We start from the raw sequence: 26,607 nt of genomic DNA, 5'->3' as shown, positions 1-26,607 counted from the left end.
ATTGGTGAGGGCTGATAATCAGTGGAAATGAACAACCCCTCCATTGATTAAAGTTTCACTTTATAGGAAATATCCAAGTAATAATCCGATTCCCATTAGGAAACCGAAGATTGTATTTGTTTTTGCTGTTGCAATCATCGCAGGTACCATTTCCATTGGAATGCTTTTGTCGATAAAGCCTTTCGTCGCTTTAAATGCTTTCGGTGCACTTAAAAATACGATAAGCATCCATGGTGATACGATGCCCACGATAATTAAAGCAATTGTCCAAATGTAGGAAACGATGAACATCGAAGCAAGTACACCAACAGCTCTTTCACGTCCAACGAGAATTGCTAACGTTTTACGACCGTTTTCTTTATCGCCATCCAAGTCACGAATATTATTAGCTAGTAAAATGGCACCAATTAAAATGGAGCTTGGAATAGATAGTAAAATGACTTCTGATGTTACAGTGCCAGTTTGAATAAAGAATGAAATCCCAATAATAATGACACCCATAAATAATCCGGCTGTCAACTCTCCAAATGGTGTATATGCAATTGGAAGTGGGCCACCTGTATAAAGGTAAGCAACGGCCATACAAACAAGACCGATTGCAGCAAGCCACCAACTAGAATTCATACAAATATAAACACCTAATAGTATTGCGATGCCGAAAAATCCAAATGCTAAGTTAAGCACTGTTTTTGGCTGAATGCCATCGCGAACGATAGCGCCGCCGATACCAACTGAACCTTCGTGATCAAGTCCTCTTTTATAATCAAAGTATTCATTAAACATGTTTGTTGCTGCTTGAATGAGAAGACAAGCAAGAAGCATCATAAGGAAAAGAGGAAGATGTATTTGATTTATACCTCCGACCTGCATCGAATATGCTGTTCCGATGAAAACAGGTACGAAAGCGGCTGTTAATGTATGGGGACGTAGTAAACTCCACCAGATGCGCCAGCCTGTTTGCTTACTTGGCTTTGGCGCCGTAGGAGAGGAATTCGTTTTGACGTTCATTTCCATGTTGAATCCTCCTTTGGTCACATATTGTACACAACTAAGTGTAGAAAAAGCATCATTTAGTGTCAACGTTTATTTTCTAGGAAGAGAAGGTGAATTTCTCAGAAATGCTAAACGTTGACAGGCCTTTCGTTTGAGGTGTATCTTAAAATCAAGCGTAATTATGACTATTTTTCGCCCATAGGGGGGAGACAATTGTGATTCAAACGAAACAAATAGGCTTGCAAGAAGCTCTTAGTGCAGCCATTAAGCGTGCAACTGATGAAAAAATATTGGTTAGCTTCGTAAAACAAATAGACTGGATGGATCCGCTTCTGTTTTATGCAGCAGGAAAAAGGATTGCATTCGAAAATAGATGTTATTTTGCAGACCCGGCTCAGCATGTAATATTTGCTGGAATTGGCTCTGTTTTCACTATAGCAACTGCTTCTCACAAACGCTTTCAAACTGCTCGTGACGAGTGGGATAAAGTAAAAGAGAAAGCATTTGTACAAAGAGAAAAATACGAATTTGGAACAGGTCCTCTTTTATTTGGTGGATTTTCATTTGACCAAGAAAAAGAGAAAACGGACTTATGGAAAGAATTTGATGATACGACATTTTCACTACCAGCATTTTTATTAACTGTAAAAAATGAAAAAGCATGGTTAACGATGAATACATTTGTCTCAGCAACAGATTGTGCAGAGACTCTTTCTAACGAAATGATTTCTTTAGAAGAGAAAATTTTTTGGGAGAGTAAATGTGCATTAGAAGGATCGAAATTAACAGTTACTTCTAAAGTAGAAGTGGATCCGAAAGGCTGGATGGAGGCCATTGAGAAAGTACAAGATGAAATGAAGCTGGGGAACGTGCAGAAGGTTGTATTAGCGAGGGAGTTAAAAGTAGAGATGGATCATCATATTGATTCTGCTCTTGTCTTAGAAGCACTTCGCATTGGGCAACCGGATTGTTACGTATTTTCTTTTGATTATAAAGGAGCATGCTTCTTAGGAGCGACGCCAGAGAGGTTAATTCGCAAAGAAGATGAGAAGTTTACTTCGATGTGTCTTGCTGGTTCAACTGGTCATGGTCAATCTATAGAAGAAAGTAAGCGAAATAGTAATGCGCTTCTTCATGATGAAAAGAATTTAGCTGAACACGGTTATGTTGTGAATATGATTAGGTCGGTATTAAATGAGCACTGCGAATCCGTTAATATTCCGGAAAGTCCGGGCTTATTAACAACGAAAAACTTAATTCATTTATATACGCCTGTAGAGGCAAAAGGCGATGCGAGTCTTTTAACAATGGTAGAAGAATTACATCCAACACCAGCTCTTGGCGGGACACCTCGTTTGGAAGCGATGAAACTGATTCGTGATGTTGAATTGTTAGACAGAGGATTATATGGCGCACCGATTGGCTGGATAGATGATGAAGGAAATGGTGAGTTTGCGGTTGCACTCCGCTGCGGGTTATTAAATGGCGAGAAAGCATCCTTATTTGCCGGTTGCGGGATTGTAATTGATTCTGTACCGCAACTTGAATATGAAGAAACAAGTTTGAAGTTTAGACCGATGCTTGGTGCTTTGGAGGAATTAATGAAATGAACAATCATATAGAAGCATTATCATATTATTTAGGCGCGTTCGTGGATGAACTGACACGTCTAAATGTATGTGATGTTGTCATTAGTCCAGGCTCACGGTCAACGCCGATAGCTCTACTAATGGAACAACACGAAGGAATGAACACATATTTACATGTAGATGAAAGATCTGCAGGATTTTTTGCGCTCGGTATCGCAAAAGCGAAAAAACGTCCTGTTGCATTATTGTGTACATCAGGAACGGCAGCAGCTAATTACTATCCAGCTGTATGTGAAGCTTTTCATTCACGAGTGCCGCTTATCGTCTTAACGGCAGATAGACCGCATGAATTAAGAGATGTCGGTGCACCACAAGCGATGAATCAATTCAATTTATACGGTACATTTGTGAAGCAATTTACAGAGATGGCTCTTCCAGAAGCGAGTGAAGCGATGTATCATTACGCTCGCATGACAACGCAGCGTATGATAGCGAATGCTTGTTTAGCGCCGCAAGGACCTGTTCATCTTAATTTTCCAGTACGCGAACCGCTTATCCCGGATTTCTCATTAGAAGGTTTATGGGATAAAGGACGCGGGGAATATACAGGAGTAGTTCAGCAAGGGAACGTGACGATGCCGAGTGAATATGTAGATTCGCTTGTAGGGCGCCTTTCACATATGGAGAAGGGGCTTATTATTTGTGGAGACGATAGTCATTCAGAACTCGCAGCATTTGCGGCAGAATTAGCTGAAAAAACTGGATATCCAATATTGGCAGATCCGCTTTCTAATATTCGTAGCGGACATCACGATAAAACGATGGTAATCGACTGTTATGATACATTTTTACGAAATGAACTGTTAAAAGAAACGTGGAAGCCAGAAGTTATGATTCGCTTTGGTGGTATGCCTGTTTCCAAATCATTAACGCAGTTCATAAAAAAACAAACGAAAGCAGTTCATATCGTTGTTGATGAATCTGGACAATGGAGAGATCCAGCTCTCGTTGCGACAGAAGTTGTCCAAGCAAATGATATTGTATTTTGCAGTGCATTAATAGAAAAAATGCCAGTTATGAAAAAGAATGATTGGTTCGGAATGTGGCAACATATAAACGAAAAAACGAAGGAAACGCTTCGTGAAATGGAAACATATGATACTGCATTTGAAGGGAAAGTTATTACGGATATTGTCCGCGTACTACCAGACGGGGCAACATTTTTTGCGAGTAATAGTATGCCAATTCGTGATACGGATTCATTCTTCTTCACATTGGATAAAAATATTCAAGTTATGGCAAACCGCGGTGTGAATGGGATTGATGGCATCATTTCGACAGCTTTAGGAGCGAGCATTATTTGCGATCCGCTCGTATTAGTGATCGGTGATTTATCCTTTTATCACGACTTAAATGGACTGTTAGCCGCGAAATTACATGAATTAAATATAACAATTGTCGTTGTAAATAATGACGGTGGCGGTATTTTCTCATTCTTACCACAGTATGAGAAAAAGGAACATTTCGAATCATTATTTGGAACACCAATTGGTCTTGATTATGAACACGTTGTTAAAATGTACGGTGGTTCATTTAGCCGTGTAAATGGTTGGGAAAGCTTCCGAGAAGAGGTACAAAAAGGAACGACTACAGAAGGTTTACACGTTGTGGAAATTTGTACGAACCGTGATGAAAACTTAATACTGCACCGGACATTATGGGCAAAAACGATGGACGTGATTACTACATCTTTACAAGGTGAATCGAAATGAACGTAACGCTGCAAGGTGTATCGTATGAATATGAAGTAGTCGGAAGCGGGGAACCACTTCTACTTCTTCATGGTTTTACGGGAAGCATGGAAACGTGGCGTTCTTTTATCCCTTCATGGAGCGAGCAGTTTCAAGTTATTGTAGTAGATCTTGTTGGGCATGGAAAAACAGAAAGTCCCGAAGATGTGAATCATTATGATATTCGAAATGCGGCATTGCAAATGAAAGAACTACTAGATTACCTTCATATTGAAAAAGCGCACGTACTTGGCTATTCAATGGGCGGTAGACTGGCGATTACTCTGGCATGTCTATATCCAGAGTATGTACATTCTCTTTTATTAGAAAATTGTACAGCTGGGCTTGAAAGTGAAGAGGACCAAAAAGAACGTTGTGAAAAGGATGAGCGACTTGCTGATAAAATTGAGAGAGAAGGCATCCGAAGTTTTGTATTAATGTGGGAAAATATTCCGCTATTTGAAACGCAAAAAAGTTTAGCAAAAAACGTACAAGAAGCAGTGCGAAAAGAACGACTTGCTAACAATCCAAAAGGACTTGCCAATAGCTTACGCGGCATGGGAACAGGGGCTCAGCCTTCATGGTGGGATGAGCTACACAACTTGAAAATGCCTGTTCTTTTAATGAACGGGGAGCATGATGAAAAGTTCTTTCGCATATTAAAAAATATCGAAAAATGCGTCTCTGACGCGAAATTTGTCAAAATTGATGGTGCTGGCCATGCAATTCATGTGGAACAACCGGAAAAGTTTGATACAATAGTAAAGGGATTTCTAAAAACTATGCAGTGATACTTTTTTCAGCAAGAAGGAAGCCACGCTTATAGATGAAATCAGAAATATACAAGGAGGTAGTTGTAATGGCTATTGAATGGGTAAAAGAAGGCAATTACGAAGATATTATTTATTCAACATACAATGGTATCGCAAAGATTTCGATTAACCGTCCTGAAGTACATAACGCATTCCGTCCAAAAACGGTAATGGAGTTAATCAACGCATTTGCACACGCTCGTGATGATGCAAATGTTGGCGTTATCATTTTAACAGGTGAAGGTGGACGTGCATTCTGTTCTGGCGGCGACCAAAAAGTTCGCGGTCATGGTGGATATGTAGGTGACGACCAAATCCCTCGTTTAAACGTATTAGATTTACAACGTCTAATTCGTGCAATTCCTAAACCAGTTATCGCAATGGTAGCAGGTTATGCAATCGGTGGTGGACACGTACTTCATATCGTATGTGACTTAACAATCGCTGCAGACAACGCTGTATTCGGACAAACAGGTCCTAAAGTAGGAAGCTTTGACGGTGGATACGGAGCTGGTTACCTAGCTCGTATGGTAGGCCACAAGAAAGCTCGCGAAATTTGGTACCTATGCCGTCAATATAGTGCACAAGAAGCGCTTGATATGGGCTTAGTAAACACAGTAGTACCATTAGAAGAACTTGAAGCAGAAACAGTACAATGGGCACAAGAAATCTTAGCAAACAGCCCAATGGCACTTCGTTTCCTAAAAGCTGCATTCAACGCAGACACAGACGGTCTAGCTGGTATTCAACAACTAGCTGGAGATGCAACATTATTGTATTACACAACTGACGAAGCAAAAGAAGGTCGCGACGCGTTCAAAGAAAAACGCAGTCCGGACTTCGGTCAATTCCCTCGTTTCCCGTGATCAAAAGCGAAAGCGGCTCGCTTAGAATGTGAGGGGGATGGAGCTTCTGACGTAGAGGCGCTTTTTGCCTCGTAGGAAGAAGTGAAGCCACCGAACATTCTAGCTACTATAGCTGGATGTTTTAAAAGCGGAGCCGACTGTTTAGCCTCGTAGGCTAAGGTTCTTTCGCACAGAAAGTGTACTTTACTTTCTCGTGCGGAAGGTTCTTAGACGGAAGGGGCTAGGAGGCGCAGCTAGATGAGATCAAACCGGAAACAAAACAACTAAGAGACTTGATGTCATATCAAGTCTCTTTCTTTCATGAAAGGAGAATGTATGATGGAGACGATGCCAAATTGGTTAAAGCAACGTGCATTTTTAACACCAGATCGCACTGCAATTGAAATAGAGGAAGAGAAAGTTACTTTCGTGCAGCTGCATGAAAAAGTAGTATCTGTTTGTGAACACCTCACGTATGTAGGAGTGAAGCGTGGGCAAAAGGTGGCTGTTCTGATGAAAAATGGTATGGAGATGATTACAGTTATTCACGCCCTATCTTATGTAGGGGCAGTAGCTGTACTTTTAAATACGCGTCTTTCAAGAGAAGAGCTACTTTGGCAAATGGAGGATGCTGAGGTTGTATGTTTAGTAACGGATCAAGATTTTGAAGCTAAAGATGTTCCTGTATATCCATTCGCCGAAGTGATGAATGGACCGAAGGCGGAAGCCTCTATACAAGAAGAATTCACTTTAGAAGAAGCGATGACAATTATTTATACGTCTGGGACGACTGGGAAACCGAAAGGCGTTATTTTAACGTACGGTAATCACTGGGCAAGCGCGGTAGGCTCTTCGCTTAATTTAGGGCTTCGTGATGATGATTGTTGGTTAGCCTGTATGCCGATGTTCCACGTTGGCGGGTTATCTCTTTTAATGAAAAATATTATGTACGGAATGCGCATTTTACTCGTTCCGAAATATGATGCTGACTTTATTCATAAAGCACTTCAAACGAGAGGCGTAACAATTATTTCTGTCGTTTCTAAAATGTTAACTGACTTATTAGAGAGACTTGGAGAAGAGACATATCCATCTTCTTTACGATGTATGTTACTTGGCGGAGGACCAGCGCCGAAACCGTTACTCGAAACATGTGTAGATAAAGGAATTCCTGTATATCAAACGTACGGTATGACAGAAACGTCGTCGCAAATTTGTACGTTATCCGCGGATTACATGTTAACGAAAGTAGGGTCTGCCGGGAAACCACTATTTCAGTGCCAACTTCGTATTGAAAAAGATGGTGTAGTAGTGCCGCCGTTAGTGGAAGGCGAGATCGTAGTAAAAGGACCGAACGTAACAGGCGGTTATTTTAACCGTGAAGATGCGACGCGCGAAACCATTCAAAATGGATGGCTTCATACTGGTGACCTCGGTTATTTAGACGAAGAAGGATTTTTATACGTATTAGATCGACGCAGTGATTTAATCATTTCTGGCGGAGAGAATATATATCCGGCCCAAATTGAAGAAGTGTTGCTTTCTCATCCGATGGTAGCAGAAGCAGGTGTCGTCGGTATGACTGACGATAAATGGGGACAAGTACCAGCTGCTTTTGTTGTAAAAAATGGGGAGGTAACAGAAGAAGAAATTATTCATTTTTGCGAGGAGAAATTAGCGAAATATAAAGTGCCGAAAAAAGCGTGTTTCTTAGAGGAATTACCACGAAATGCTTCGAAAAAATTGTTAAGACGAGAGCTAAGACAATTAGTGGAGGAGATGTAGTGGAAATAAAAAAAGCGACACTGTATATAACGGAAATGCCACTCGTAATCCCGTTTGCTGCGAGCTACGGGACTTACGAAAAGCGTGAGAGTATTGTTATTGAATTAGAGGATACAGACGGGTACATCGGATTTGGGGAAGTCGTTGCATTTTCTGAACCGTGGTATACGGAAGAAACGGTGAAGACAGCACTACATGTACTGCAAGACTTTTTGTTACCTGATTTATTAAAGGCTGAAATTTCTCATCCGAATGAGGTACCGGGTCTATTTCAACATATAAAAAGAAACCGAATGGCAAAAGCCGGAATAGAGGGGGCTATTTGGGATTTATATGCGAAGCGTCAAAAGAAATCGCTAGCGACAGTTCTTGGAGGAGCTAGCCCTGAAATTGAAGTCGGCGTTGTAATTGGGATCAATACGATTCCGGTTATGTTAAAACAAATCGAGAAGTACGCAGAAGAAGGGTACGAGCGTTTTAAAGTGAAAATAAAGCCAGAGCATGATTACGAATTATTGAAAGAGATTCGTAAAGAGTTCCCGCACATCCCGTTAATGGCTGATGCAAATTCAGCGTATACATTAGCGGATACAGAGAAACTGAAACGACTAGATGAATTTCAATTGATGATGATTGAGCAACCGCTAGCAGATTACGATTTTCTCGATCATGCACAGCTGCAGAAGAAGATTGAAACGCCAATTTGTCTAGACGAAAGTATCCATAGTTTAGAAGACGCACGCGTTGCGATTACACTTGGTAGTTGCCGCATCGTTAACATTAAACCAGGGCGAGTGGGCGGATTAACAGAATCGGTTCAAATTCATAATTATTGCATGGAGCATAACATACCAGTTTGGTGCGGTGGTATGGTGGAGATGGGGATTTCACGAGCGCAAAATGTTGCTCTTGCTTCATTACCTAACTTTACGATTCCAGGCGACATATCTGCTTCTAGTAGACATTGGCAGAGGGATATTATTTCACCGGAAGTGACGCTTGAGGGCGGGAAAGTGATGGTGCCGCAAAGCGTTGATGCTGAGTATGAAGTAGATCGCGGAAGGCTGGCGGAAATCACGAAGCAGCGGATTGTGTTTGAACGGTAAATGGAAGTTTCATTAGGATGCCCGCAAGTAGCGAGAGGATTTTGTCGTTCATTGTCGGTAAGTCGATATATTTCAATAATCGCTGATATAATTTTATTTACCAAGGTTACTGTAACGAGTAGCCTTTTCGTATTGTACAAATTGGATAGACTAGTTTACAATCGAGCGTATAAAAATGGAATGAAAAAGGGGGAGTAAAATGAAGCGCATTTCAATTTTAATAGCTGATGATGAGGCGGAAATTGCTGACTTAATTGAGATACATTTAGAAAAAGAAGGGTACCATGTTGTGAAAGCAGCGGATGGGGAAGAGGCGGTTCATATTATTGAAGCGCAGCCAATCGACTTGGTAGTTTTAGATATTATGATGCCGAAAATGGATGGTTATGAGGTGACGCGTCAAATTCGCGCGAAACATCATATGCCAATTATTTTTTTAAGCGCGAAAACTTCGGACTTTGATAAGGTGACAGGTCTTGTACTAGGTGCGGATGATTATATGACGAAGCCTTTCACACCGATAGAATTAGTTGCACGTGTAAATGCACAACTGCGTAGGTTTTTTACGTTAAATCAACCGAAAGTAGCGGAGAGTAAATCTGCTTTAGAAATAGGCGGAGTCGTAATTAATCCTGAGCGCAGGACGGTTGATGTGTATGGTGAGCAAATTGAATTAACGCCGAAAGAGTTCGATATTTTATATTTATTAGCGAGTCATCCGAAGAAAGTATACAATGTGGAAAATATTTTTCAGCACGTATGGGCGGATGATTATTATGAAGGTGGAAATACAGTAATGGTACATATTCGTACTTTGCGGAAGAAACTTGGAGAAGATAAAAGAAAGGATAAATTAATAAAAACAGTGTGGGGAGTAGGTTATACTTTCAATGGCTAATATGATGAAAAGTTTTCGATTTAAAATGATTGCCTTATTTGCGTTAAGTATGGTGCTTGCAGCAACTGTAACTTATATAATTTATAAAGGATTGCAGCTGTATTATAAAACAATGGTTCGCTACGAAGAGCCTTTAGCACAATTTAGGTCAATGGTAAGGGAATTTGGAGACATTAACTTCTTTTTAATTTTCTTTATTCCGTTGTCTATTATCTTTTTCTTCTTTTTGACAAAACCGTATTTAAAATACTTTGATGAAATTTCTAATGGGATTCATCATCTTGCGAACGGTAACTTTACGAATAAAGTTCAAGTTTCATCAAATGATGAGTTTGGAAATATCGCGCGTGAAATAAATGTTGCAAGTGAAAAGTTAAAAGAAGCTGTTGAAAGAGGAGATTTTGCTGAAAGTAGTAAAGATCAGCTTGTTGTAAATTTAGCTCATGATTTAAGAACGCCATTAACATCCGTGTTAGGATATTTAGATTTAATTCTTAAAGATGAAAATTTAACAAAAGAACAAATTAAACATTTCTCCACAATTGCATATACAAAATCGCAAAGACTGGAAAGTTTAATTGATGAGCTATTTGAAATTACACGTATGAATTATGGCATGCTAAAGCTGGATAAAAAGCCGATTGATATAAGTGAGTTACTTATACAGTTAGAGGAGGAATTGTATCCGTTATTAGAAAAACATCATTTAGAAGCTAGATTGAATGTGGACCCTCATTTACCGATGCACGGTGATGGAAAATTGTTAGCTAGAGTATTTGAAAACTTGTTAACAAATGCCGTTCGTTACGGATATGATGGGCAATTTATTGATATGAATGGGTATGTTGATAATAGAGAAGTTGTCGTACAAATTATGAATTATGGAGATAGCATTCCAGAAGAAGATTTACCGTATCTTTTTGATATGTTTTACACAGGTGATAAAGCGAGAACTGAGAACCGTGGCGGGACAGGCCTTGGACTATTCATTGCGAAAAATATTGTCGAGCAGCATAATGGTACGATTTCTGCTGAAAGCAATGTAGTTAGAACGATATTTGAAGTACGATTGCCAAAAGACGAGAATGTAACAATTTAATAAAAATTTAAACTTTACCCCACTTTTTATTTTAATAGTTTTTTCTATTCTATACGTAAGTTACGTTAAGGAGGAACTAGAAATGAAAAAGTGGGTATTTATTTCTTTTTTTATAGCATGCACAGTATGTGTAGGCGTTTATATATCACCTTTATTTCAAAAGGAAATCGATGTTAAAATTGTCGGGAAAGATGAGCTAGTAAAGGCGGCAAACACTGAGAGGAAAGAGATTACGAAGGAACAAATTTATAAGGGTGATTTATTATTAGTTAACAGGGATTATCCAGTAAAAAAAGATAGTATTAGGTCTGATATTATAAATATAAATCATAATAGTGAATTAGTAAGAGGCTATGTAATATTTGATAGAAATCTTCGTTTATCAAAGGATGTTGTGAAAAAGTTTTTGAACGTTGTCGATGCGGCTGGAAAAGAAAGTGTTAACCATTTTTTGATTAGTAGTGGTTATAGAGATTTCCAAGAGCAAAAACAGCTATATGAAAAAATGGGATCTGATTATGCACTTCCAGCAGGATACAGTGAACATAATTTAGGATTATCACTGGACATTGGGTCTACTCAAAAAAAAATGGAGAAAGCGCCTGAAGGAAAATGGATTGAAGAGAACGTATGGAAGCATGGCTTTGTATTACGTTATCCGAAAAATAAAAGTAACATTACTGGAATTCAATATGAGCCATGGCATATCCGTTATGTCGGCCTACCTCATAGCGCAATTATGCAAAAAAAGAATTTTACACTAGAGGAATATTTAGAGTTTTTAAAAGAGGAAAAAGAGGTTTCAACTGAAGTAGAAGGTAAGAAATATACTGTTTCTTATTATAAAGTTTCTGAGAATACGAAAGTGAACGTTCCAGCAAACAAGCAGTATGAAATTTCCGGTAACAATATGGATGGGGTTATTGTGACGGTTCAGGAATAGAGAAAAAGGCTGTGCCATTTGGGACAGCCTTTTCTTATATAAGAAAGGAATTGACGTTTTTTGTCGGTAAATCGATATTCCTTGTCGAATCGTTGATATATTTTGAGTTACGATAGATATAATTAAAAAATCGTTGATATATTGTAAGTTATGATAGATATATTCGAAAAATCGTTGATATAATTTCCTGTACTATCAACATTTTGGAGGAGCATCTTTTTATTTACTTTTAAACATTATAACGTTATATTTACTTCTCCCTTTTTTTGTGTTACGCTAAGCGTGTGAAAGAGATATAAAAAATGAAACTTAAATGTAAGCGTATTCTTATGGCTTCTTATAGAAAAGGGTGGAAATACAATGACAGAACGATTCGTACTACGTAATGTGAAACGTGTGAACGGGGAAGAGATTGACATTGTAATTGAAAATAACAAAATCGCACAGGTGACGAAAGCTGGTGCTGGCGAGGGTGGAAAGGTTCTTGATTACTCTGGTACTTACGTATCGAATGGTTGGATTGATTTGCACGTTCATGCTTTTCCAGAGTTTGATCCGTATGGCGATGAGGTGGATGAAATTGGCGTTAAGCAAGGGGTAACGACAATTGTTGATGCGGGTAGTTGCGGTGCTGATCGCATTGCAGATTTAGTAAAAAGTAGAGAGCAGGCAAAGACAAATTTATTTGCCTTTTTAAATATTTCTCGCATCGGTTTGAAACGAATTGATGAATTATCCAATATGGAATGGATAGATAAAGAGAAAGCGATAGAAGCAGTAGAAAAGTATAAAGATGTAATCGTTGGGTTAAAGGCGAGAATGAGTAAAAGTGTCGTTTGTGATAGTGGAATTGAACCGCTGCATGTAGCGCGCGCTTTATCTCGAGAAACATCATTACCGATTATGGTACATATCGGTTCAGCGCCTCCTCGCATTGAGGAAGTTGTACCTCTTTTAGAAAAAGATGATGTCATTACACATTATTTAAACGGGAAAGAAAATAATTTATTTGATGAAGAAGGTAAACCACTACCTGTGTTACTAGATGCAGTGAATCGCGGTGTGCATTTAGATGTTGGTCACGGTAACGCTAGTTTTTCTTTTAAAGTAGCAGAAGCAGCGAAGCGTTACGGTATTGCCTTTCGTACAATTAGTACAGATATTTACCGGAAGAACCGTATACACGGTCCAGTTTACAGTATGGCTCACGTTCTTTCGAAATTCCTTTACTTAGGTTATCCGCTAGAAGAAGTGATTGATGCGGTTACGAAAAATGCAGCAGAATGGCTTAAGAAACCAGAGCTTGGCCGCATTCAAGAAGGAGATATTGCAAACTTAACTTTATTTACGGTGAAAGATGAGAAGGTTACGTTAATTGATTCAGAAGGGGATCAGCGCATTGCTGAAAGAAGAATTGATACGAAAGGGGTTGTAATCAATGGGTCATTCATTGAATGCTAAGTACGGATTAAAAAGAGTAATTAATGCGAGCGGTAGAATGAGTATTTTAGGTGTATCCGCTCCTACAGATACAGTTATGGATGCGATGAAGCATGGTGGACAAAATTATGTAGAAATTGCTGATTTAGTAGATAAAGCGGGAGACCATATTGCGAGAATTCTAGATTCAGAGGCAGCAGTCGTTGTGAATTCAGCATCGAGCGGAATTGCACTTTCTATCGCTGGTATCGTTACAGAAGGAAATCGCCGTAAAAGTGAAAGACTTCATCAAGAAGTAATCGCGAAAAACGAAGTGATTATGTTAAAAGGTCATAACGTTCAATACGGTGCACCTGTTGAAACGATGATTTACTTAGGCGGTGGTAAACTCGTTGAAGTTGGCTATGCAAATGAAGGGAAAGCAGAGCATATTGAAGATGCAATTGGTGAAAATACAGCAGCGATTCTGTATGTGAAATCACATCATGCAGTGCAAAAAAATATGATTTCTGTTGAAGAAGCATGGGAAGTTGCGCAGCGAAATAACGTACCGCTTATCGTGGATGCAGCAGCTGAAGGAGATATTCAAAAATATGTGAAGTATTCAGATCTTGCCATTTATAGCGGTTCAAAGGCGATTGAAGGGCCTACTTCTGGTATTGTTGGCGGGAAACGAAAATACATCGAGTGGCTGAAAGTACAATTACATTGCATCGGAAGAAGTATGAAAGTTGGGAAAGAGACGACTTTCGGTTTACTTCAAGCGCTTGATGAGTACGGAGTAAAAGAAGATAAGAGCGAGCAAGAAAAAGAGCTATTACAAGTACTTATGCCGCTAAAAGAATTAAATGGTGTAAATGTAACGATCGTTCAAGATGAAGCAGGAAGAGCAATCTTTAGAGCTCGTATTCATATTAACGAGAAAGAGTTAAACAAATCAGCAAAAGAAGTTGTGACTGCATTACGCGAAGGGGAAATCGCCATTTATACACGTGATTACGGAGTAAGACAAGGATTCTTTGATATTGATCCACGTCCACTTCAAGGTGATGACATACATGTGATTGAAGAAAAATTGAGAGAAATCGTAGGGGGAAACTAAAATGACAAACATTCAAAAACGTTTTTATAAAGGCCACGTAGCATTAAATGTATTAGCAAACAATATAGAAAATGCAAAAGATATTTTTGAAGCAGCAGAAGGTTATGTAGTAGTGGGAGTGTTATCAAAAGACTACCCAACAGTAGAAGAAGCTGTTACAGCTATGAAAGCATACGGAAAAGAAATTGATGACGCTGTATCAATCGGACTAGGCGCAGGAGATAATCGCCAAGCAGCAGTTGTAGCTGAAATTGCGAAGCATTATCCTGGTAGCCATATTAACCAAGTGTTCCCTTCAGTTGGAGCAACGCGAGCAAATCTCGGCGAAAAGGATAGCTGGATTAATAGTTTAGTATCACCAACAGGAAAAGTAGGTTACGTAAATATTTCTACTGGCCCAATTAGTGCGGCTGGAGAAGAAAAAGCAATCGTTCCAATTAAAACAGCGATCGCACTTGTACGTGATATGGGCGGAAATTCATTGAAATACTTCCCGATGAAAGGGCTAGCTCACGAAGAAGAATATCGCGCAGTTGCGAAAGCTTGTGCAGAAGAAGGATTCGCATTAGAGCCAACAGGTGGAATTGATAAAGAAAACTTTGAAACAATTGTACGTATTGCGCTTGAGGCAAATGTAGAGCAAGTTATCCCGCACGTATACTCTTCTATTATTGATAAAGAAACTGGTAATACGAAAGTAGAAGATGTTCGTGAATTATTAGCAGTCGTGAAAAAGCTAGTTGATCAATATGCGTAAGAAAATTGCAGCGTTCGGCGAAGTAATGATGCGCCTGCAAGTACCTGGATATGAATTGTTGTCGCAAGCTAACACGTTAAATTACTCATTTTCAGGTACAGGTGTGAACGTTGTAGCGGCACTTTCTCACTTAGGGCATGAAGGGCTTCTTATTTCAACTTTACCGGAAAATTCGGTTGGAGATGCAGCTGTATCTTACATTCAAAAGTTAGGGATTCAAACTTCTCTTGTTTCAAGAGGTGGTAAATATGTAGGTATGTATTTTTTAGAAAATGGATTCGGTGCACGTGCAAGCCGCGTTACATATTCGAATCGATTAGAAAGTAGCTTCAATACGGCATGTGAAGAAATGTATCAATTTGAAGAAATCGCAAAGGAAATTGATATCGTTCATTTTTGCGGTATTACACTTGCGATGAATGATACTGTGCGTCATCATATGAAATCTTTAGCGAGAGCAGTTAAAGAAAACGGAGGAACCGTCGTTTTTGATTGTAATTATCGTCCCTCACTTTGGGGAGAAGACGGATATGAACAGGCAAAACCGCATTATGAAGAAATGCTAGGGCTTGCTAATATCGTTATGATGAATGAAAAAGATGCGATGTTCGTTCTTGGGATGAAAACAGAAGAGATGGAGCGTGAGGCGCAGCTGCTGGATCTCATTCCAAAGGTAGCTGAAACGTATCATATTGCTACAATCGCTGGTACTCATCGCTCTATTAACAGTGATAATACACATTCGCTTCGCGGGTTTATATGTAAAGATGGATCGTTCACTTTTGCAAAAACACTTACGTTTTCTGTATATGATAGAATAGGTGCTGGAGATGCTTATACGAGCGGAATTATTCATGGCGAGATAAAAGAGTTCGCACCAGAGAAAGCTGTTTCATTTGCGTCAGCAGCTGGAATGCTAGCACATACAATCGTCGGTGATACGCCAATGTCATCAGAGAAAGATATACTTCGGGCAATGACGGCATCAGTAGGTGATGTAGAAAGGTAGTGGGTGTAACAGTGAACGTAACGAGGAAAAAAGGACCATTATATTTACAAATAAAAAATATTATTCGTGATCGCATATTACATGGTGTATATGCGATTCATACGAATATTCCTTCAGAACCGCAATTAGAGGAAGAGTTCAAAGTTAGCAAGATTACAGTACGAAATGCCATTAAAGAACTCGCTCAAGAAGGATACTTGGAAAAAAAAAGCGGTAAAGGAACGAAAGTAATTCGTAATACTTCGGCGACAAAGTTGTCAAAGGGTAAGAAATTTACAGAAGTGTTAGTGGAAGAAGGATATAAAGTACAGAAGAAATTGCTAAAAGCAGAAGTCGTACATAATGAGGAAGGAACAGTGCCATTTCGATTATTCGGGAAAGAGAGTTTCCGTATCGAACGTTTATATACGTTAAATGATACACCGTACATTCATTATACGCACTATTTCTCAGCACACATGGCAAGTACAGATTTATCGGACTTTGATTTACAATCGCTTTATGATTTAGTTGAAGACCGAGGTATACATTTAGAAAACTTCAGAGATGAATTCGCTGTTGGGCTTGCGCCTAGCTTCGTTGCAGAAGCGCTAGGTGAAAAAGAGGGGACAGCGTTATTAAAACGTATGCGCTATTCTTATGATGAAGTTGGCGAAGTAATTGAATATAGCGAAGGCTACTACAATACAGAAATGCAGCATTATGTAGTGAATTATGACGTATAAAAAGAGGGGATGTTCCCTCTTTTTTTATAAAGTAAAACTTTAATTAGTGGAGGAGGGCATCACCCACTAATTATTAGCCCACACCAATCGGGATAAAAGTAAGGAGAATGAGAGATGGATATATACTTATTAATCGTCACGTTACTTGCGATCACAATTGTTATTTTAGGGGTATCATGGTGGAAATGGCATGCATTTATTAGTTTAACAGTTGCGAGTTTGTTTTTAGCTATTATGTCTGGACTGAACTTAACGAAAATAGTGGCTGCCTATGAAACTGGTGTTGGTAGTGTACTAGGACATTTAGTTGGTATTTTGGCACTTGGAACTATATTAGGGAAAATGATGTCTGATTCAGGGGCAGGCATGCAAGTTGCAGATTTCTTTATTCGATTTTTCGGCGTAAAAAAATTACCTTGGGCTATGTTATTTGCAGGGTTTGTTATAGGGATTCCTGTCTTTTTTGAAGTAGGGATCGTCATTTTATTACCACTTGTTATTTCCATTCGAAAAACGACGAAGCAAAATATATTATTAATTGCGTTACCTGTTATTGCGGGATTATCTATCGTACATGGGCTAGTACCACCACATCCAGGTGCCATGACAGCAATCGGTATTTATAACGCGAACTTAGGAAAGGTACTTTTATATTCATTACTTATCGCGTTACCAACGGCTATTATAGCAGGGCCAATATTTGCAAAGTGGGTACATAAGAGGGTTATACCGGAAAATGAACCGGAGCTTGTTCGAGTTACGACAGTATCAACTGATTTGCCAAGTCGTAAAGTATCATTCTTTATTATTTTATTACCAGTTGTATTGATGATTTTATCAGTAGTTGCACCATATATTTCATTACCGGAAAAGTTAACTGAATTTTTTGTTTTTATAGGGAGTCCAGTAATCGCTTTACTTATTTCATGTTTCGCTGCATTTTATTTACTTGGAATAAGACAAGGAATTAATAAAAAGATAATTAAAAAATTAACGGATGAAAGTTTATTACCGGTCGGCTCCATTATCTTAATTATTGGTGCAGGCGGTGGATTTAAACAAATATTAATTGAAAGCGGCGTTGGAACGGCTATTGCACAAATGGCAGAACATATTTCGTTATCACCAATTGTATTAGCTTTCATGGTAGCTGGATTAATTCGAATTGCAACAGGTTCAGCGACAGTCGCACTAACGACAGCAGCAGGAATTGTTTCACCGGTTATTCAGCACATGTCTGGTGTGAATTTAGAGCTTCTCGTTATTGCAACCGGTGCAGGTTCATTAATGTTTTCTCACGTAAATGATGCAGGCTTCTGGCTTGTAAAAGAGTATTTAGGATTAACGGTGAAGGAAACATTTAAAACGTGGACGGTGCTGGAAACATTGTTGTCATTTATTGCATTCGGTTTTGCCCTTTTGTTGAATATGTTTCTTTAAAAGATACCTGAATAGGTATCTTTTTTTTGATTAAGCCCAATTGCTAAAACAAGCCCGTTTTTAGGTAAGCCAAGCTTCCTATTCGCCCTAAAAACATAATATAAATGGAATCCCCTCATTTAGAACAAGAGGAACTTGTTATGAATGATACTAAAGGAGGAATAGGGTAATGAGCGAAAAGTGTGAACACAGACATGATGATTGTAACCGCAGAAATGGTTGCGGAGGCGGTTTTGCGCTTCTAATCGTATTGTTTATTTTATTAATTATCATCGGTGCTAGCTGCTTCGGCGGAGGCGGCTCTTGTGGATACGGTGGTTACGGCGGTTATGCTGGCGGCTATGGTGGATATTGCTGCTAATTAAAAACTATTGAAAATGGCCTTGTGCAATACGCACAAGGCCATTTTATTCATATTTTTATATGCTGTGATAATTTATTAATGTACAGAGAACGGATTAAGAAGAAGAAAATGATCTCGATAATCCCGAAAAAGGTGAGTACGATACATGTCTCTTTTAGTAAGGAGAAAGAAAACATGCTTTGTAAAAACTTAACCGCAAATAACGTGTGAACACCAGCAACGATGTAAGGAACAAAAAATAAAATTCCTAATTGAATGGTTGCAGAGCGAAACATTTCTAATTCAGTTAAGCCAAGTTTTGTAATCGTAATATACTTTTGTCTTTCAGTTGTTAAGTCATTATACATACGGAAATATAAGACACTAGCCGCACCGATAAAGAAGATAAAACCAAGAAATGCCCAAATAAAGAATTGAGCAACTGCATTTCCTTTACCGTAAATGAGTTCATCCGTAGCCGTATGTATGAAGAAAGGAACTTGAGCGTTCTCTTCTGTATGCTTTTTGTAGAACTCACGTGCATCACTACTAATAACACGTAACATATTTTTGGTTGGAACTATTGCATTTTCCCAGTTTTCTACGAAGTAGTTATAGATTACGGTTGTCTCAATATGAGGAATCATATTATCAAATACATAATCTTGTACGACAGCTAAATGTGGGAATGCAAAGGATGGTTCGATTCCCTTATTAATAAACCCTTTAATATGAAATTCTTTTTTATTAGACCCGAGTGTAATCGTATTTTGCTTTGCAAATGGATTAGATACGAGATCGAGAAGTTCTGGTGAGTGCCGAGAAATAATATAAACTTCTGTAGAATCGATTGTTATTTCCGGTCTTTTCAATTGTTTAGCAATTGCGTTATAATCACTCATCTTCATAAGCATAATATCTTCTTTGGAAGCTGTATCTTTTAATACTGTAAACTTATATTTTTTGTACTGAAAATTACTAGTTGTAAGCTCCGTTTCAATTGTAGAAATATGCTTTTGTTCAAGGGAATTGTCACCTTCTGATGTATAAGTGAAGGGGACGGGATATCGCTCTAGTACTGATGCCTTCGTATTGTTATTAGCGGCGAATAACCCAATAATAATTGTAAATGCAAGTGCAGATAGCATAGAAACGATAAAGAGTACGTTAATATTACTACGGGTACGAGCAACTAAGTCCGAAATCCATAACATATTTATTTGTTTCAAATAAAACTTTCTACGCTTCTTTAAAATATAGATAAAAAGAAGAAATGTTTGTGAAAAGAATAAATATGTCCCGACTACTACGAGCGGTAAAATAGATAACATAATAAAAAAGACAGATCCATTTTGCACATTTTTTTCCGTTACGTAGCCTCGCGGATAACCAGCGATATAATAGCATAGCCCTAAACAAATTAAAGCAAATAAAGAGATGAGTATAGATGGTCTTTTTTCAGCTGGTATTTTCTTGTTCCCTTTAATAAGGTGGGCTGTTTTTCGAGTACGAATAAACATTGGTGTAAACGTAGAAACGATTAAAAATAAAATGATAAACGTTACGGTTGTCACGATAATCGCTTCTGTTGGCCAATATAAATAGAGACCTTTAGCACTTGTTAATTTCGAAGTGACTAATAAGAAAAAGTTAGAAAATACAAGGCCACCTTGAATGCCGATAAAGATAGACAATATCCCGATTATCATATTTTCAGTAAATAACAGTCTTTTTAATTGTCGCTGTGAGATACCGAGAATTGTGAGTATCCCGAATTGCTGCTTCCGTACATTTAAAAATGTTCCAATTGAATATAAGAGAAAGAAGAACGAGAACATAACAATCACAAGCTGTGCTGTACTAGCTAAGTTCATTAGAGGATCACGTTCTTGAAAGTTTTGTACACTCTGTAACCGCGGGTGATACGCGTATACAGTAAATGAAAAGAAAACCATGATAGAAAAGGCACTACTGACAAAGTAGGCGAAATATGCTTTCGAATTACGCGAGACATTTTTAAATGCGAATTGCCAAAATGTCATCCACGTCTTCCTCCTAATAACGCTAGAACATCTAATATTTCTTGATAAAATTTCTCGCGATATAATCCGCGGTGTAGTTCGTTGTAAAGCTCGCCATCTTTAATGAAAATGACACGGTTACAATAACTTGCTGCAAACGGATCGTGCGTAACCATTAAAATCGTTGCATCTTCTTCTTTATTTAATTTCGTAAATAGCTCCATTACGTCAATTGCTGCTTTTGAATCTAAGTTCCCTGTTGGTTCATCAGCAAGTAGAAGTGAGGGATGATGGATAACAGCACGTGCTACTGCGGTACGCTGTGCTTGTCCTCCAGAAACTTCAAAAATACGTTTGTCCAAAATATGATCAATTCCAAGCTTTTTTGAAATGTTATCAAGCTTTTCATCCATTTCTTTTAATGGAACATTATCTAATGTTAAAGGTAGTACGATATTTTCACCGATTGTTAGTGTATCTAGTAGATTAAAATTTTGGAAAACAAATCCTAACTCTTGGCGGCGGAAAATGGCTAACTTCTCTCTACGAAATGTGTGCGGTTTTTTTCCATTAATAACGACATCACCAGAAGTAGGGGAATCAATTGTAGAAATAACGTTTAAAAACGTAGATTTACCGCTACCAGATGGCCCCATGATAGCAACAAATTCACCTTTATCTACGTGTAAATTTATATTTTTTAAAGCGGTATGAGGTACTTTTCCCTCATACACTTTTGAGACGTTTTTTATGTGTAATACTTCTTCCATAATAATCACCTTTCTATTCTCTAAAACTTAATGTGTTGTGATAATTTTTGCATATAGAAGGAACGAATTAAAAGGAAAAATAGAATTTCAACCGTTCCAAAAATCATAAGTACGACTGTAATCTCAGCGAAAAACGAGAGATGTAATATTTCTTGTAGCATCTTTGTCGCAAACATCGTATGGATCGATGACATAATGTAAGGCACGAAGAAAAGAATCGCAAGCTGAATTGTCGCTGAACGTTTCATTTCAGTCTCAGTTAAGCCAATTTTCGTAATCGTTATATATTTTTCTTGCTCATTTGTTAAATCTGTATACATTCGGAAGTAAAGAACACTGCCAGCACCGATAAAGAAAATAACCCCTAGGAAAGTACCAATTAAGAAGAACGAAGCGACATTTAGTTTTGTTTTATATAGAGAATCGCTCGCTTCACTTGCATGGAACGGTGGATGCTCTGCTTGAATCGCTGCATTGTCGTTATCGATTTTTGTTATAAACGCTGAACCGATATTATGTGCTTTCTCCCAATCTGTAACCTTGAAGTTATATACACTCATTTGTTTGGAAACGGTGGATAAGGCTTCTACATTTTCATCAGATAGTATGAGTACTTGGTATATTAAGCTGTTTGGGAATGGGTTATAACTTTTATATTCTTTCACTTGTAGTTGTAAATTGTTTTGAGTAAGTGTAAGAGTATTTTTCTTGTCTTTATTGTGAAGTGTTCCAATAACTTGATCATCTAAGTCTTTCATAAGGATATAAGATTCATTCTTATTCACCGTGAGTTTTTCCCAATTTAACGCCTTAGCAAGTACATTATAGTCACTTTGTTTAATTGCGTAATAGAGCTGTGTGTTATCTTCAGCTGAAGATACTTCATATATATCTGTTTTAAATTTTGTATAAGTAAAGTGCTCTTCATTAAATTTCTGCTCTAACCAGTTTAAATGTTCATCAGCTAATGTATTTTCAGTATGTGATAAATAAGTAAACGGGAAAGGGTTTTGTCTAATCGCATCAAACTTTGTAAATTTCCCGAATCCATATAAGAATGTAATCATTGTAAAAGCGAGCGTCGATAGCATCGCCACAATAAAGAGCATATTAATATTCGTACGAATGCGTGATGCTAAATCAGAAATCCAAAGCATATTAATTCGTTTCATATAAAACGTTCTTCGCATTTTTAAAATACGAATAAGTAAAAAACTAATTTGTGAAAAGAAAAAGTATGTTCCAGCTGCAATAAGCGATGGGATGACAAATATACTAGAGATGGCATATAAAAGCCCAATGATGTCACCTAGCGACATAAAATACAGCGGATTTGCGGCTAACGCATATCCACATATTAAACACATCGCACCAAATAGAGAGATGAGAACGGATGCTTTTCTTTCTTTTTGTTTTGTTCCTTCTTTTAAAAGACGTACGGCTTTTCTCGTACGAATGAGCATGGGTGTAAAAGATGATACGAGAATGAAGAGCCCAAGAAAGATGATGATAGTTAAAACGATAGCACTTGTAGGCGGATATAAATATAAACCAGGTACGTGTGTAATTTTGGCGGTAACTAATAAAAAGAACTGTGAAAAGACGACTCCAAGTTGAATGCCAAAAAATATAGAAAGAGCACCAATTAACATATTTTCTATAAATATGAGTCGTTTTAATTGTTTTTGAGATATGCCAAGTACTGTTAAAATCCCGAACTGTTTTTTTCGTACTTTTAAAAACGTACCGATTGAATACAGTAAAAAGAAAAATGAAAAGAACACAATGACAACTTCTGAAATTGTCATTAATATGTTCAGAGAATAATTCACGTCTGTCATATGCAATTTAGGATGAAATAAATAAACTGCAAATGAGAAAAAGATTGCGATGGAGAACGCACTGCTTACAAAATAGGCGAAATAAGCTCTGGCGTTCCGCGTCACGTTTTTAAATGCAAACTGCCAAAATGTCATTCACCTAGCCTCCTAATGGGGTGAAGATGAGAAGAGCATAAGAAATACTCTTTTCATCAAGTTTGTTTTAAATATTTTGTCCACTCGTGTACTGTGATAATTTTTGCATATAAAGTGAACGAATAAATAAGAAAAATACGATTTCAACGAATCCAAAAATAATAAGAACGGCTGAAACTTCTTTGAACAGAGATAAACCAATTACATCTTGTAGCATTTTTGTTGCGAACATTGTATGAATGGATGCCATAATGTACGGAATGAAAAATAAAATACTAAGTTGAATGGTTGCAGATCGTTTCATCTCTGTATCTGTTACACCGATTTTAGAAATCGTTATATATTTCTCTTGTTCGTTCGTCAAATCCGTATACATTCTAAAGTAAAGAACGCTACCAGCTCCAATGAAGAAGATAACTCCTAAAAATGTCCCGATTAAGAAGAATGCGGCACTACCAGATGTTATTTTGTATAACGATCCTGCTGATTCAAAGGATCGAATAAGAGGTCCTTCATACTGGGATTTATTTCGATCTTTTTGCACCTTTTCTATAAAATTATCAGCAATTTCATATGTCTGTTCCCAGTTTTGAATTTTGTAATTGTATGCTGATATATGTTTTACGGTGTTAGGTAAGTTATTTACGATAATATCAGGCAACACTATCGTTTGATATGAAAAGTCAGATGGGATTGCGTTTACATGCTCATAGCCTTTCACTCGTAATTTCGTATTTGTACTAGAGAGTGTAATGTAATCTCTTTTGTAGCTTTGCTCAAATTCGTTGAATATGGTGATATAAGATGTCCCTGTTAGCACATATGCTTCGTTATCATCCATAAATAGTTGTTTCATTCGTAAAGAATCTGCAAGTTTGTTATAGTCACTTTGCTTAATTGCGTATACGTCATTATAAATGGCTATATCTTTATCTTCTTTTAGTGGTGTTTCATATATATCAGCTTCTATTTTTTGATAAGGGAAATGCTCTTTTTGTAATTGTTGCTCAAGCCAATTTAAATGCTCTGTAACAAAAGGGTTCGCATCATAAGAAAAATAAGAAATTGGAAAAGGAGAAGTTCTATTAACTTCTAGCTTAATAAATTTCCCGAATCCATATAGAAACGTAATCATTGTGAAAGCGATCGTAGATAGCATCGCTACAATAAAAAGCATATTAATATTCGTTCGAATACGGCTCGCTAAATCCGAAATCCAAAGCATATTAATCCGTTTCATATAAAACTTCCTTCTTTTCTTTAAAATATAAATCAGTAAGAAACTAATTTGTGAAAAGAAGAAATATGTTCCGATTGTAACAAGCATTGGGATAACGAAAATACTTGAAACCATATATATAACACCGATTTGCGGGCTTACTGATACGAAATATTTAGGATTTCCAGCTAACGCATAACCACCAAATAAACAAATCGCACCAAATAATGAAACAAGTATGGAGGGTTTTCTTTCTTTTTGTTTTCCACCATTTGTTTTTAAAAGGTGTACCGCTTTTTTTGTACGAATAAGCATTGGTGTGAATGCAGATACAATGATAAAAAGACTAAGGAAAACAATGGTTGTTAGAATAAACGCGTTAGTAGGACCGTATAAATATATTCCTGGAACATGCGTAAGTTTGGCTGTTACTAATAAAAAAAATTGAGAAAAAACAACTCCAAACTGCATGCCGAAAAAGATAGATAAAATCCCGATTAACATATTCTCCATAAAAACAAGACGATGTAATTGTTTTCTCGATATTCCTAAAATGGTCAAAATACCAAATTGTTTTTTTCTAACTTTAAAAAAAGTACCAATAGAATATAGTAAAAAGAAGAAAGAGAAAAATACAATTACTACTTCTGAAAATATCATTAATCCTGAAATTTCAGAGGTCATGCTAAAATTTTGTAATTTCGGATGAAACAAATAAACAGCAAATGAAAAGAACACAGCAATGGAAAAGGAACTACTTACAAAGTAAGCAAAATAAGCTCTTGAATTACGCGTTACATTTTTAAATGCAAATTGCCAAAATGTCATAGATTATACCTCCGGCTAGAAGATATAGAAGTAGTTGTATTGCAAAAAATGTATGAGATTGAGTTCTCATACATTTTGCTTGCATATGTTACGATCATGCTTCGGTCACCTTCTCCGTATGTTCTGCTTGATTATTTGCAGCGTTGTGGAAGATGATTTTAATCGTCGTTCCTTTACCAACTTCAGAATCTAGTTTGACAGAGTGACCTAAATAATCACAAATTTTACTTACAATATAAAGTCCCATACCAGTAGATTCTCCGAATGCGCGACCGTTTTTCCCAGTGTAAAACGGTTCAAATACTCTTCGAATATCTTCTTGCGGAATACCAACACCTTCATCACGAACTTCTAAAATAATATCTTTTCCGTTTCGATAAGCAGATAAGAAAACTTTCTTTCCGCGTTCACCAGAGTAACGAACAGCATTTGTCATTAACTGATAGATGATAAATTTTAGCCATTTCGCATCAGAAGCAACTTTTAAATCAGAATGGACTTCTAAAACAGGGAAGACACCATTACGAATGAATAGTTCTTTTAATCCGTTAATATTTTTTGTTACCGTATCTTTTAATGAAATCGTCTCGACATGGAAATCTTCATGGAAGTTATTTAACCTAGCCATGTATAAAGCCATATCAAGCCCTTGGTTTAGACGCTCTAATTCTTTTTTAAACTTTGGAATTAAATGCTCGTCTTCCATTTCTAGCACCATAAGCTGCATAACAGAAACAGGTGTCTTCATTTGATGTACCCAATGGTTAATAAATAATTGATGTTCTTGTTGTTTTACTTCATACGATTGTAGTTCTTTTTGGAAGAGGCGGTACTGCGTACGCACGAGTTCATTGACACCGTGAGGCATCGGAGCAGTCGCTCTTTCAATAAACGCATCTTCCATTTTTTCTGGTTGCTCACTTAATCTATGGTACATTCTACGATTGCGAACGTAACGATAAGCGAGGAAACAAATAAATAAGTATAAACTTAAAACAACGAAGTAAAATTTATTGTTTTGAAATCCATCTACTGCATCATAAAGAACGAAGATGATACCGAAGTTTAATACGTACAGTAGGAAAAATGCAAAATGATCACGTAAAAATAGCTTCAT

Annotated in this window: 22 protein-coding genes; 16 read left to right on the top strand and 6 right to left on the bottom strand. The window is 37.5% G+C overall.

Annotation, left to right across the window (positions count from 1 at the left end; translation table 11 throughout):
- Positions 1-60 precede the first annotated feature (60 nt).
- On the bottom strand, positions 61-1,014 hold the full coding sequence (locus tag BCG9842_RS24170; protein WP_000425768.1) for a 1,4-dihydroxy-2-naphthoate polyprenyltransferase: 954 nt from the start codon (positions 1,012-1,014) through the stop codon (positions 61-63).
- 194 nt (positions 1,015-1,208) lie between these two features.
- Between BCG9842_RS24170 and BCG9842_RS24165 the strand changes: the two genes are divergently transcribed.
- The 16 genes from BCG9842_RS24165 to BCG9842_RS24090 all read left to right on the top strand — a co-directional run bounded on the left by BCG9842_RS24165 (position 1,209) and on the right by BCG9842_RS24090 (position 18,694).
- Positions 1,209-2,603 (top strand): isochorismate synthase, encoded by a 1,395-nt coding sequence (locus BCG9842_RS24165; protein ID WP_000616702.1) that lies wholly within the window; start codon positions 1,209-1,211, stop codon positions 2,601-2,603.
- Positions 2,600-4,354, top strand: a complete 1,755-nt coding sequence (gene menD / locus BCG9842_RS24160) for a 2-succinyl-5-enolpyruvyl-6-hydroxy-3-cyclohexene-1-carboxylic-acid synthase (RefSeq protein ID WP_001059211.1) — start codon at positions 2,600-2,602, stop codon at positions 4,352-4,354. Before BCG9842_RS24165 ends, menD begins: the two co-directional genes overlap by 4 nt.
- Entirely contained in the window at positions 4,351-5,163 is an 813-nt protein-coding gene (gene menH / locus BCG9842_RS24155) for a 2-succinyl-6-hydroxy-2,4-cyclohexadiene-1-carboxylate synthase (RefSeq protein ID WP_001103351.1), read from the top strand. The genes menD and menH overlap by 4 nt, the downstream gene beginning before the upstream one ends.
- 68 nt (positions 5,164-5,231) lie before the next feature.
- Entirely contained in the window at positions 5,232-6,050 is an 819-nt protein-coding gene (gene menB, locus BCG9842_RS24150; protein WP_000963888.1) for a 1,4-dihydroxy-2-naphthoyl-CoA synthase, read from the top strand.
- Between the two features lie 318 nt (positions 6,051-6,368).
- On the top strand, positions 6,369-7,814 hold the full coding sequence (locus BCG9842_RS24145; protein ID WP_000449560.1) for an o-succinylbenzoate--CoA ligase: 1,446 nt from the start codon (positions 6,369-6,371) through the stop codon (positions 7,812-7,814).
- Positions 7,814-8,920: an o-succinylbenzoate synthase gene (gene menC / locus BCG9842_RS24140; protein WP_000403313.1), complete on the top strand. Its 1,107-nt coding sequence runs from the start codon at positions 7,814-7,816 to the stop codon at positions 8,918-8,920. The genes BCG9842_RS24145 and menC overlap by 1 nt, the downstream gene beginning before the upstream one ends.
- A gap of 199 nt (positions 8,921-9,119) precedes the next feature.
- Positions 9,120-9,818, top strand: a complete 699-nt coding sequence (locus tag BCG9842_RS24135) for a response regulator transcription factor (RefSeq protein WP_000822507.1) — start codon at positions 9,120-9,122, stop codon at positions 9,816-9,818.
- Positions 9,811-10,917: a sensor histidine kinase gene (locus BCG9842_RS24130; protein WP_000002601.1), complete on the top strand. Its 1,107-nt coding sequence runs from the start codon at positions 9,811-9,813 to the stop codon at positions 10,915-10,917. Before BCG9842_RS24135 ends, BCG9842_RS24130 begins: the two co-directional genes overlap by 8 nt.
- 82 nt (positions 10,918-10,999) lie before the next feature.
- Entirely contained in the window at positions 11,000-11,860 is an 861-nt protein-coding gene (locus tag BCG9842_RS24125; protein WP_000759400.1) for a D-Ala-D-Ala carboxypeptidase VanY, read from the top strand.
- A gap of 360 nt (positions 11,861-12,220) precedes the next feature.
- Positions 12,221-13,321 carry an amidohydrolase/deacetylase family metallohydrolase gene (locus tag BCG9842_RS24120; RefSeq protein ID WP_000139931.1) on the top strand — a complete coding sequence of 367 codons (1,101 nt, stop codon included), beginning with the start codon at positions 12,221-12,223 and terminating at the stop codon, positions 13,319-13,321.
- Complete coding sequence (locus tag BCG9842_RS24115) at positions 13,299-14,402, top strand: DgaE family pyridoxal phosphate-dependent ammonia lyase (protein WP_000510111.1); 1,104 nt, start codon at positions 13,299-13,301, stop codon at positions 14,400-14,402. The genes BCG9842_RS24120 and BCG9842_RS24115 overlap by 23 nt, the downstream gene beginning before the upstream one ends.
- 1 nt (position 14,403) lies before the next feature.
- Complete coding sequence (gene dagF, locus BCG9842_RS24110) at positions 14,404-15,159, top strand: 2-dehydro-3-deoxy-phosphogluconate aldolase (RefSeq protein WP_000181897.1); 756 nt, start codon at positions 14,404-14,406, stop codon at positions 15,157-15,159.
- Positions 15,152-16,168, top strand: coding sequence for a sugar kinase (locus BCG9842_RS24105; RefSeq protein WP_001227513.1), 1,017 nt, complete (start codon positions 15,152-15,154; stop codon positions 16,166-16,168). The genes dagF and BCG9842_RS24105 overlap by 8 nt, the downstream gene beginning before the upstream one ends.
- Positions 16,168-16,893 (top strand): GntR family transcriptional regulator, encoded by a 726-nt coding sequence (locus tag BCG9842_RS24100; RefSeq protein ID WP_000539293.1) that lies wholly within the window; start codon positions 16,168-16,170, stop codon positions 16,891-16,893. The genes BCG9842_RS24105 and BCG9842_RS24100 overlap by 1 nt, the downstream gene beginning before the upstream one ends.
- A gap of 114 nt (positions 16,894-17,007) precedes the next feature.
- Entirely contained in the window at positions 17,008-18,333 is a 1,326-nt protein-coding gene (gene gntP, locus BCG9842_RS24095; protein WP_000356190.1) for a gluconate permease GntP, read from the top strand.
- Between the two features lie 169 nt (positions 18,334-18,502).
- On the top strand, positions 18,503-18,694 hold the full coding sequence (locus BCG9842_RS24090; RefSeq protein WP_001290406.1) for a YjcZ family sporulation protein: 192 nt from the start codon (positions 18,503-18,505) through the stop codon (positions 18,692-18,694).
- 50 nt (positions 18,695-18,744) lie between these two features.
- Here BCG9842_RS24090 and BCG9842_RS24085 read toward each other — a convergent pair whose 3' ends face one another.
- The 5 genes from BCG9842_RS24085 to BCG9842_RS24065 form a co-directional block, all read right to left on the bottom strand.
- Positions 18,745-20,718, bottom strand: coding sequence for an FtsX-like permease family protein (locus BCG9842_RS24085; protein ID WP_000144937.1), 1,974 nt, complete (start codon positions 20,716-20,718; stop codon positions 18,745-18,747).
- Positions 20,715-21,467 carry an ABC transporter ATP-binding protein gene (locus BCG9842_RS24080; RefSeq protein WP_000393250.1) on the bottom strand — a complete coding sequence of 251 codons (753 nt, stop codon included), beginning with the start codon at positions 21,465-21,467 and terminating at the stop codon, positions 20,715-20,717. The genes BCG9842_RS24085 and BCG9842_RS24080 overlap by 4 nt, the downstream gene beginning before the upstream one ends.
- A 20-nt stretch (positions 21,468-21,487) precedes the next feature.
- A complete protein-coding gene (locus tag BCG9842_RS24075; RefSeq protein ID WP_000145001.1) occupies positions 21,488-23,443 on the bottom strand; it encodes an FtsX-like permease family protein in 1,956 nt (651 codons plus the stop codon).
- A 67-nt stretch (positions 23,444-23,510) separates the two neighbouring features.
- The gene (locus tag BCG9842_RS24070) at positions 23,511-25,490 is read right to left on the bottom strand and encodes an ABC transporter permease (RefSeq protein WP_000145076.1); all 1,980 of its coding nucleotides are present in this window, start codon (positions 25,488-25,490) and stop codon (positions 23,511-23,513) included.
- A 94-nt stretch (positions 25,491-25,584) separates the two neighbouring features.
- A complete protein-coding gene (locus tag BCG9842_RS24065; protein WP_000765341.1) occupies positions 25,585-26,607 on the bottom strand; it encodes a sensor histidine kinase in 1,023 nt (340 codons plus the stop codon).

Source organism: Bacillus cereus G9842 (assembly GCF_000021305.1).
GTDB lineage: Bacteria > Bacillota > Bacilli > Bacillales > Bacillaceae_G > Bacillus_A > Bacillus_A thuringiensis_S.
Note: the sequence above shows the minus strand (reverse complement) of the source record. Positions and strands in the feature narration are given on the sequence as shown.

Excerpts from the sequence above, each read along its gene's own strand:
- menD (WP_001059211.1), top strand. The coding sequence starts at position 2,600 with ATGAACAATCATATAGAAGCATTATCATATTATTTAGGCGCGTTCGTG.
- BCG9842_RS24075 (WP_000145001.1), bottom strand. The coding sequence starts at position 23,443 with ATGACATTTTGGCAGTTTGCATTTAAAAACGTGACGCGGAACGCCAGA.
- menH (WP_001103351.1), top strand. The coding sequence starts at position 4,351 with ATGAACGTAACGCTGCAAGGTGTATCGTATGAATATGAAGTAGTCGGA.
- BCG9842_RS24145 (WP_000449560.1), top strand. The coding sequence starts at position 6,369 with ATGGAGACGATGCCAAATTGGTTAAAGCAACGTGCATTTTTAACACCA.
- BCG9842_RS24170 (WP_000425768.1), bottom strand. The coding sequence starts at position 1,014 with ATGGAAATGAACGTCAAAACGAATTCCTCTCCTACGGCGCCAAAGCCA.
- BCG9842_RS24130 (WP_000002601.1), top strand. The coding sequence starts at position 9,811 with ATGGCTAATATGATGAAAAGTTTTCGATTTAAAATGATTGCCTTATTT.
- BCG9842_RS24085 (WP_000144937.1), bottom strand. The coding sequence starts at position 20,718 with ATGACATTTTGGCAATTCGCATTTAAAAATGTCTCGCGTAATTCGAAA.
- BCG9842_RS24125 (WP_000759400.1), top strand. The coding sequence starts at position 11,000 with ATGAAAAAGTGGGTATTTATTTCTTTTTTTATAGCATGCACAGTATGT.
- BCG9842_RS24135 (WP_000822507.1), top strand. The coding sequence starts at position 9,120 with ATGAAGCGCATTTCAATTTTAATAGCTGATGATGAGGCGGAAATTGCT.
- BCG9842_RS24090 (WP_001290406.1), top strand. The coding sequence starts at position 18,503 with ATGAGCGAAAAGTGTGAACACAGACATGATGATTGTAACCGCAGAAAT.
- BCG9842_RS24120 (WP_000139931.1), top strand. The coding sequence starts at position 12,221 with ATGACAGAACGATTCGTACTACGTAATGTGAAACGTGTGAACGGGGAA.
- dagF (WP_000181897.1), top strand. The coding sequence starts at position 14,404 with ATGACAAACATTCAAAAACGTTTTTATAAAGGCCACGTAGCATTAAAT.
- gntP (WP_000356190.1), top strand. The coding sequence starts at position 17,008 with ATGGATATATACTTATTAATCGTCACGTTACTTGCGATCACAATTGTT.
- BCG9842_RS24065 (WP_000765341.1), bottom strand. The coding sequence starts at position 26,607 with ATGAAGCTATTTTTACGTGATCATTTTGCATTTTTCCTACTGTACGTA.
- BCG9842_RS24115 (WP_000510111.1), top strand. The coding sequence starts at position 13,299 with ATGGGTCATTCATTGAATGCTAAGTACGGATTAAAAAGAGTAATTAAT.
- menB (WP_000963888.1), top strand. The coding sequence starts at position 5,232 with ATGGCTATTGAATGGGTAAAAGAAGGCAATTACGAAGATATTATTTAT.
- BCG9842_RS24070 (WP_000145076.1), bottom strand. The coding sequence starts at position 25,490 with ATGACATTTTGGCAATTTGCATTTAAAAATGTAACGCGTAATTCAAGA.
- BCG9842_RS24105 (WP_001227513.1), top strand. The coding sequence starts at position 15,152 with ATGCGTAAGAAAATTGCAGCGTTCGGCGAAGTAATGATGCGCCTGCAA.
- BCG9842_RS24080 (WP_000393250.1), bottom strand. The coding sequence starts at position 21,467 with ATGGAAGAAGTATTACACATAAAAAACGTCTCAAAAGTGTATGAGGGA.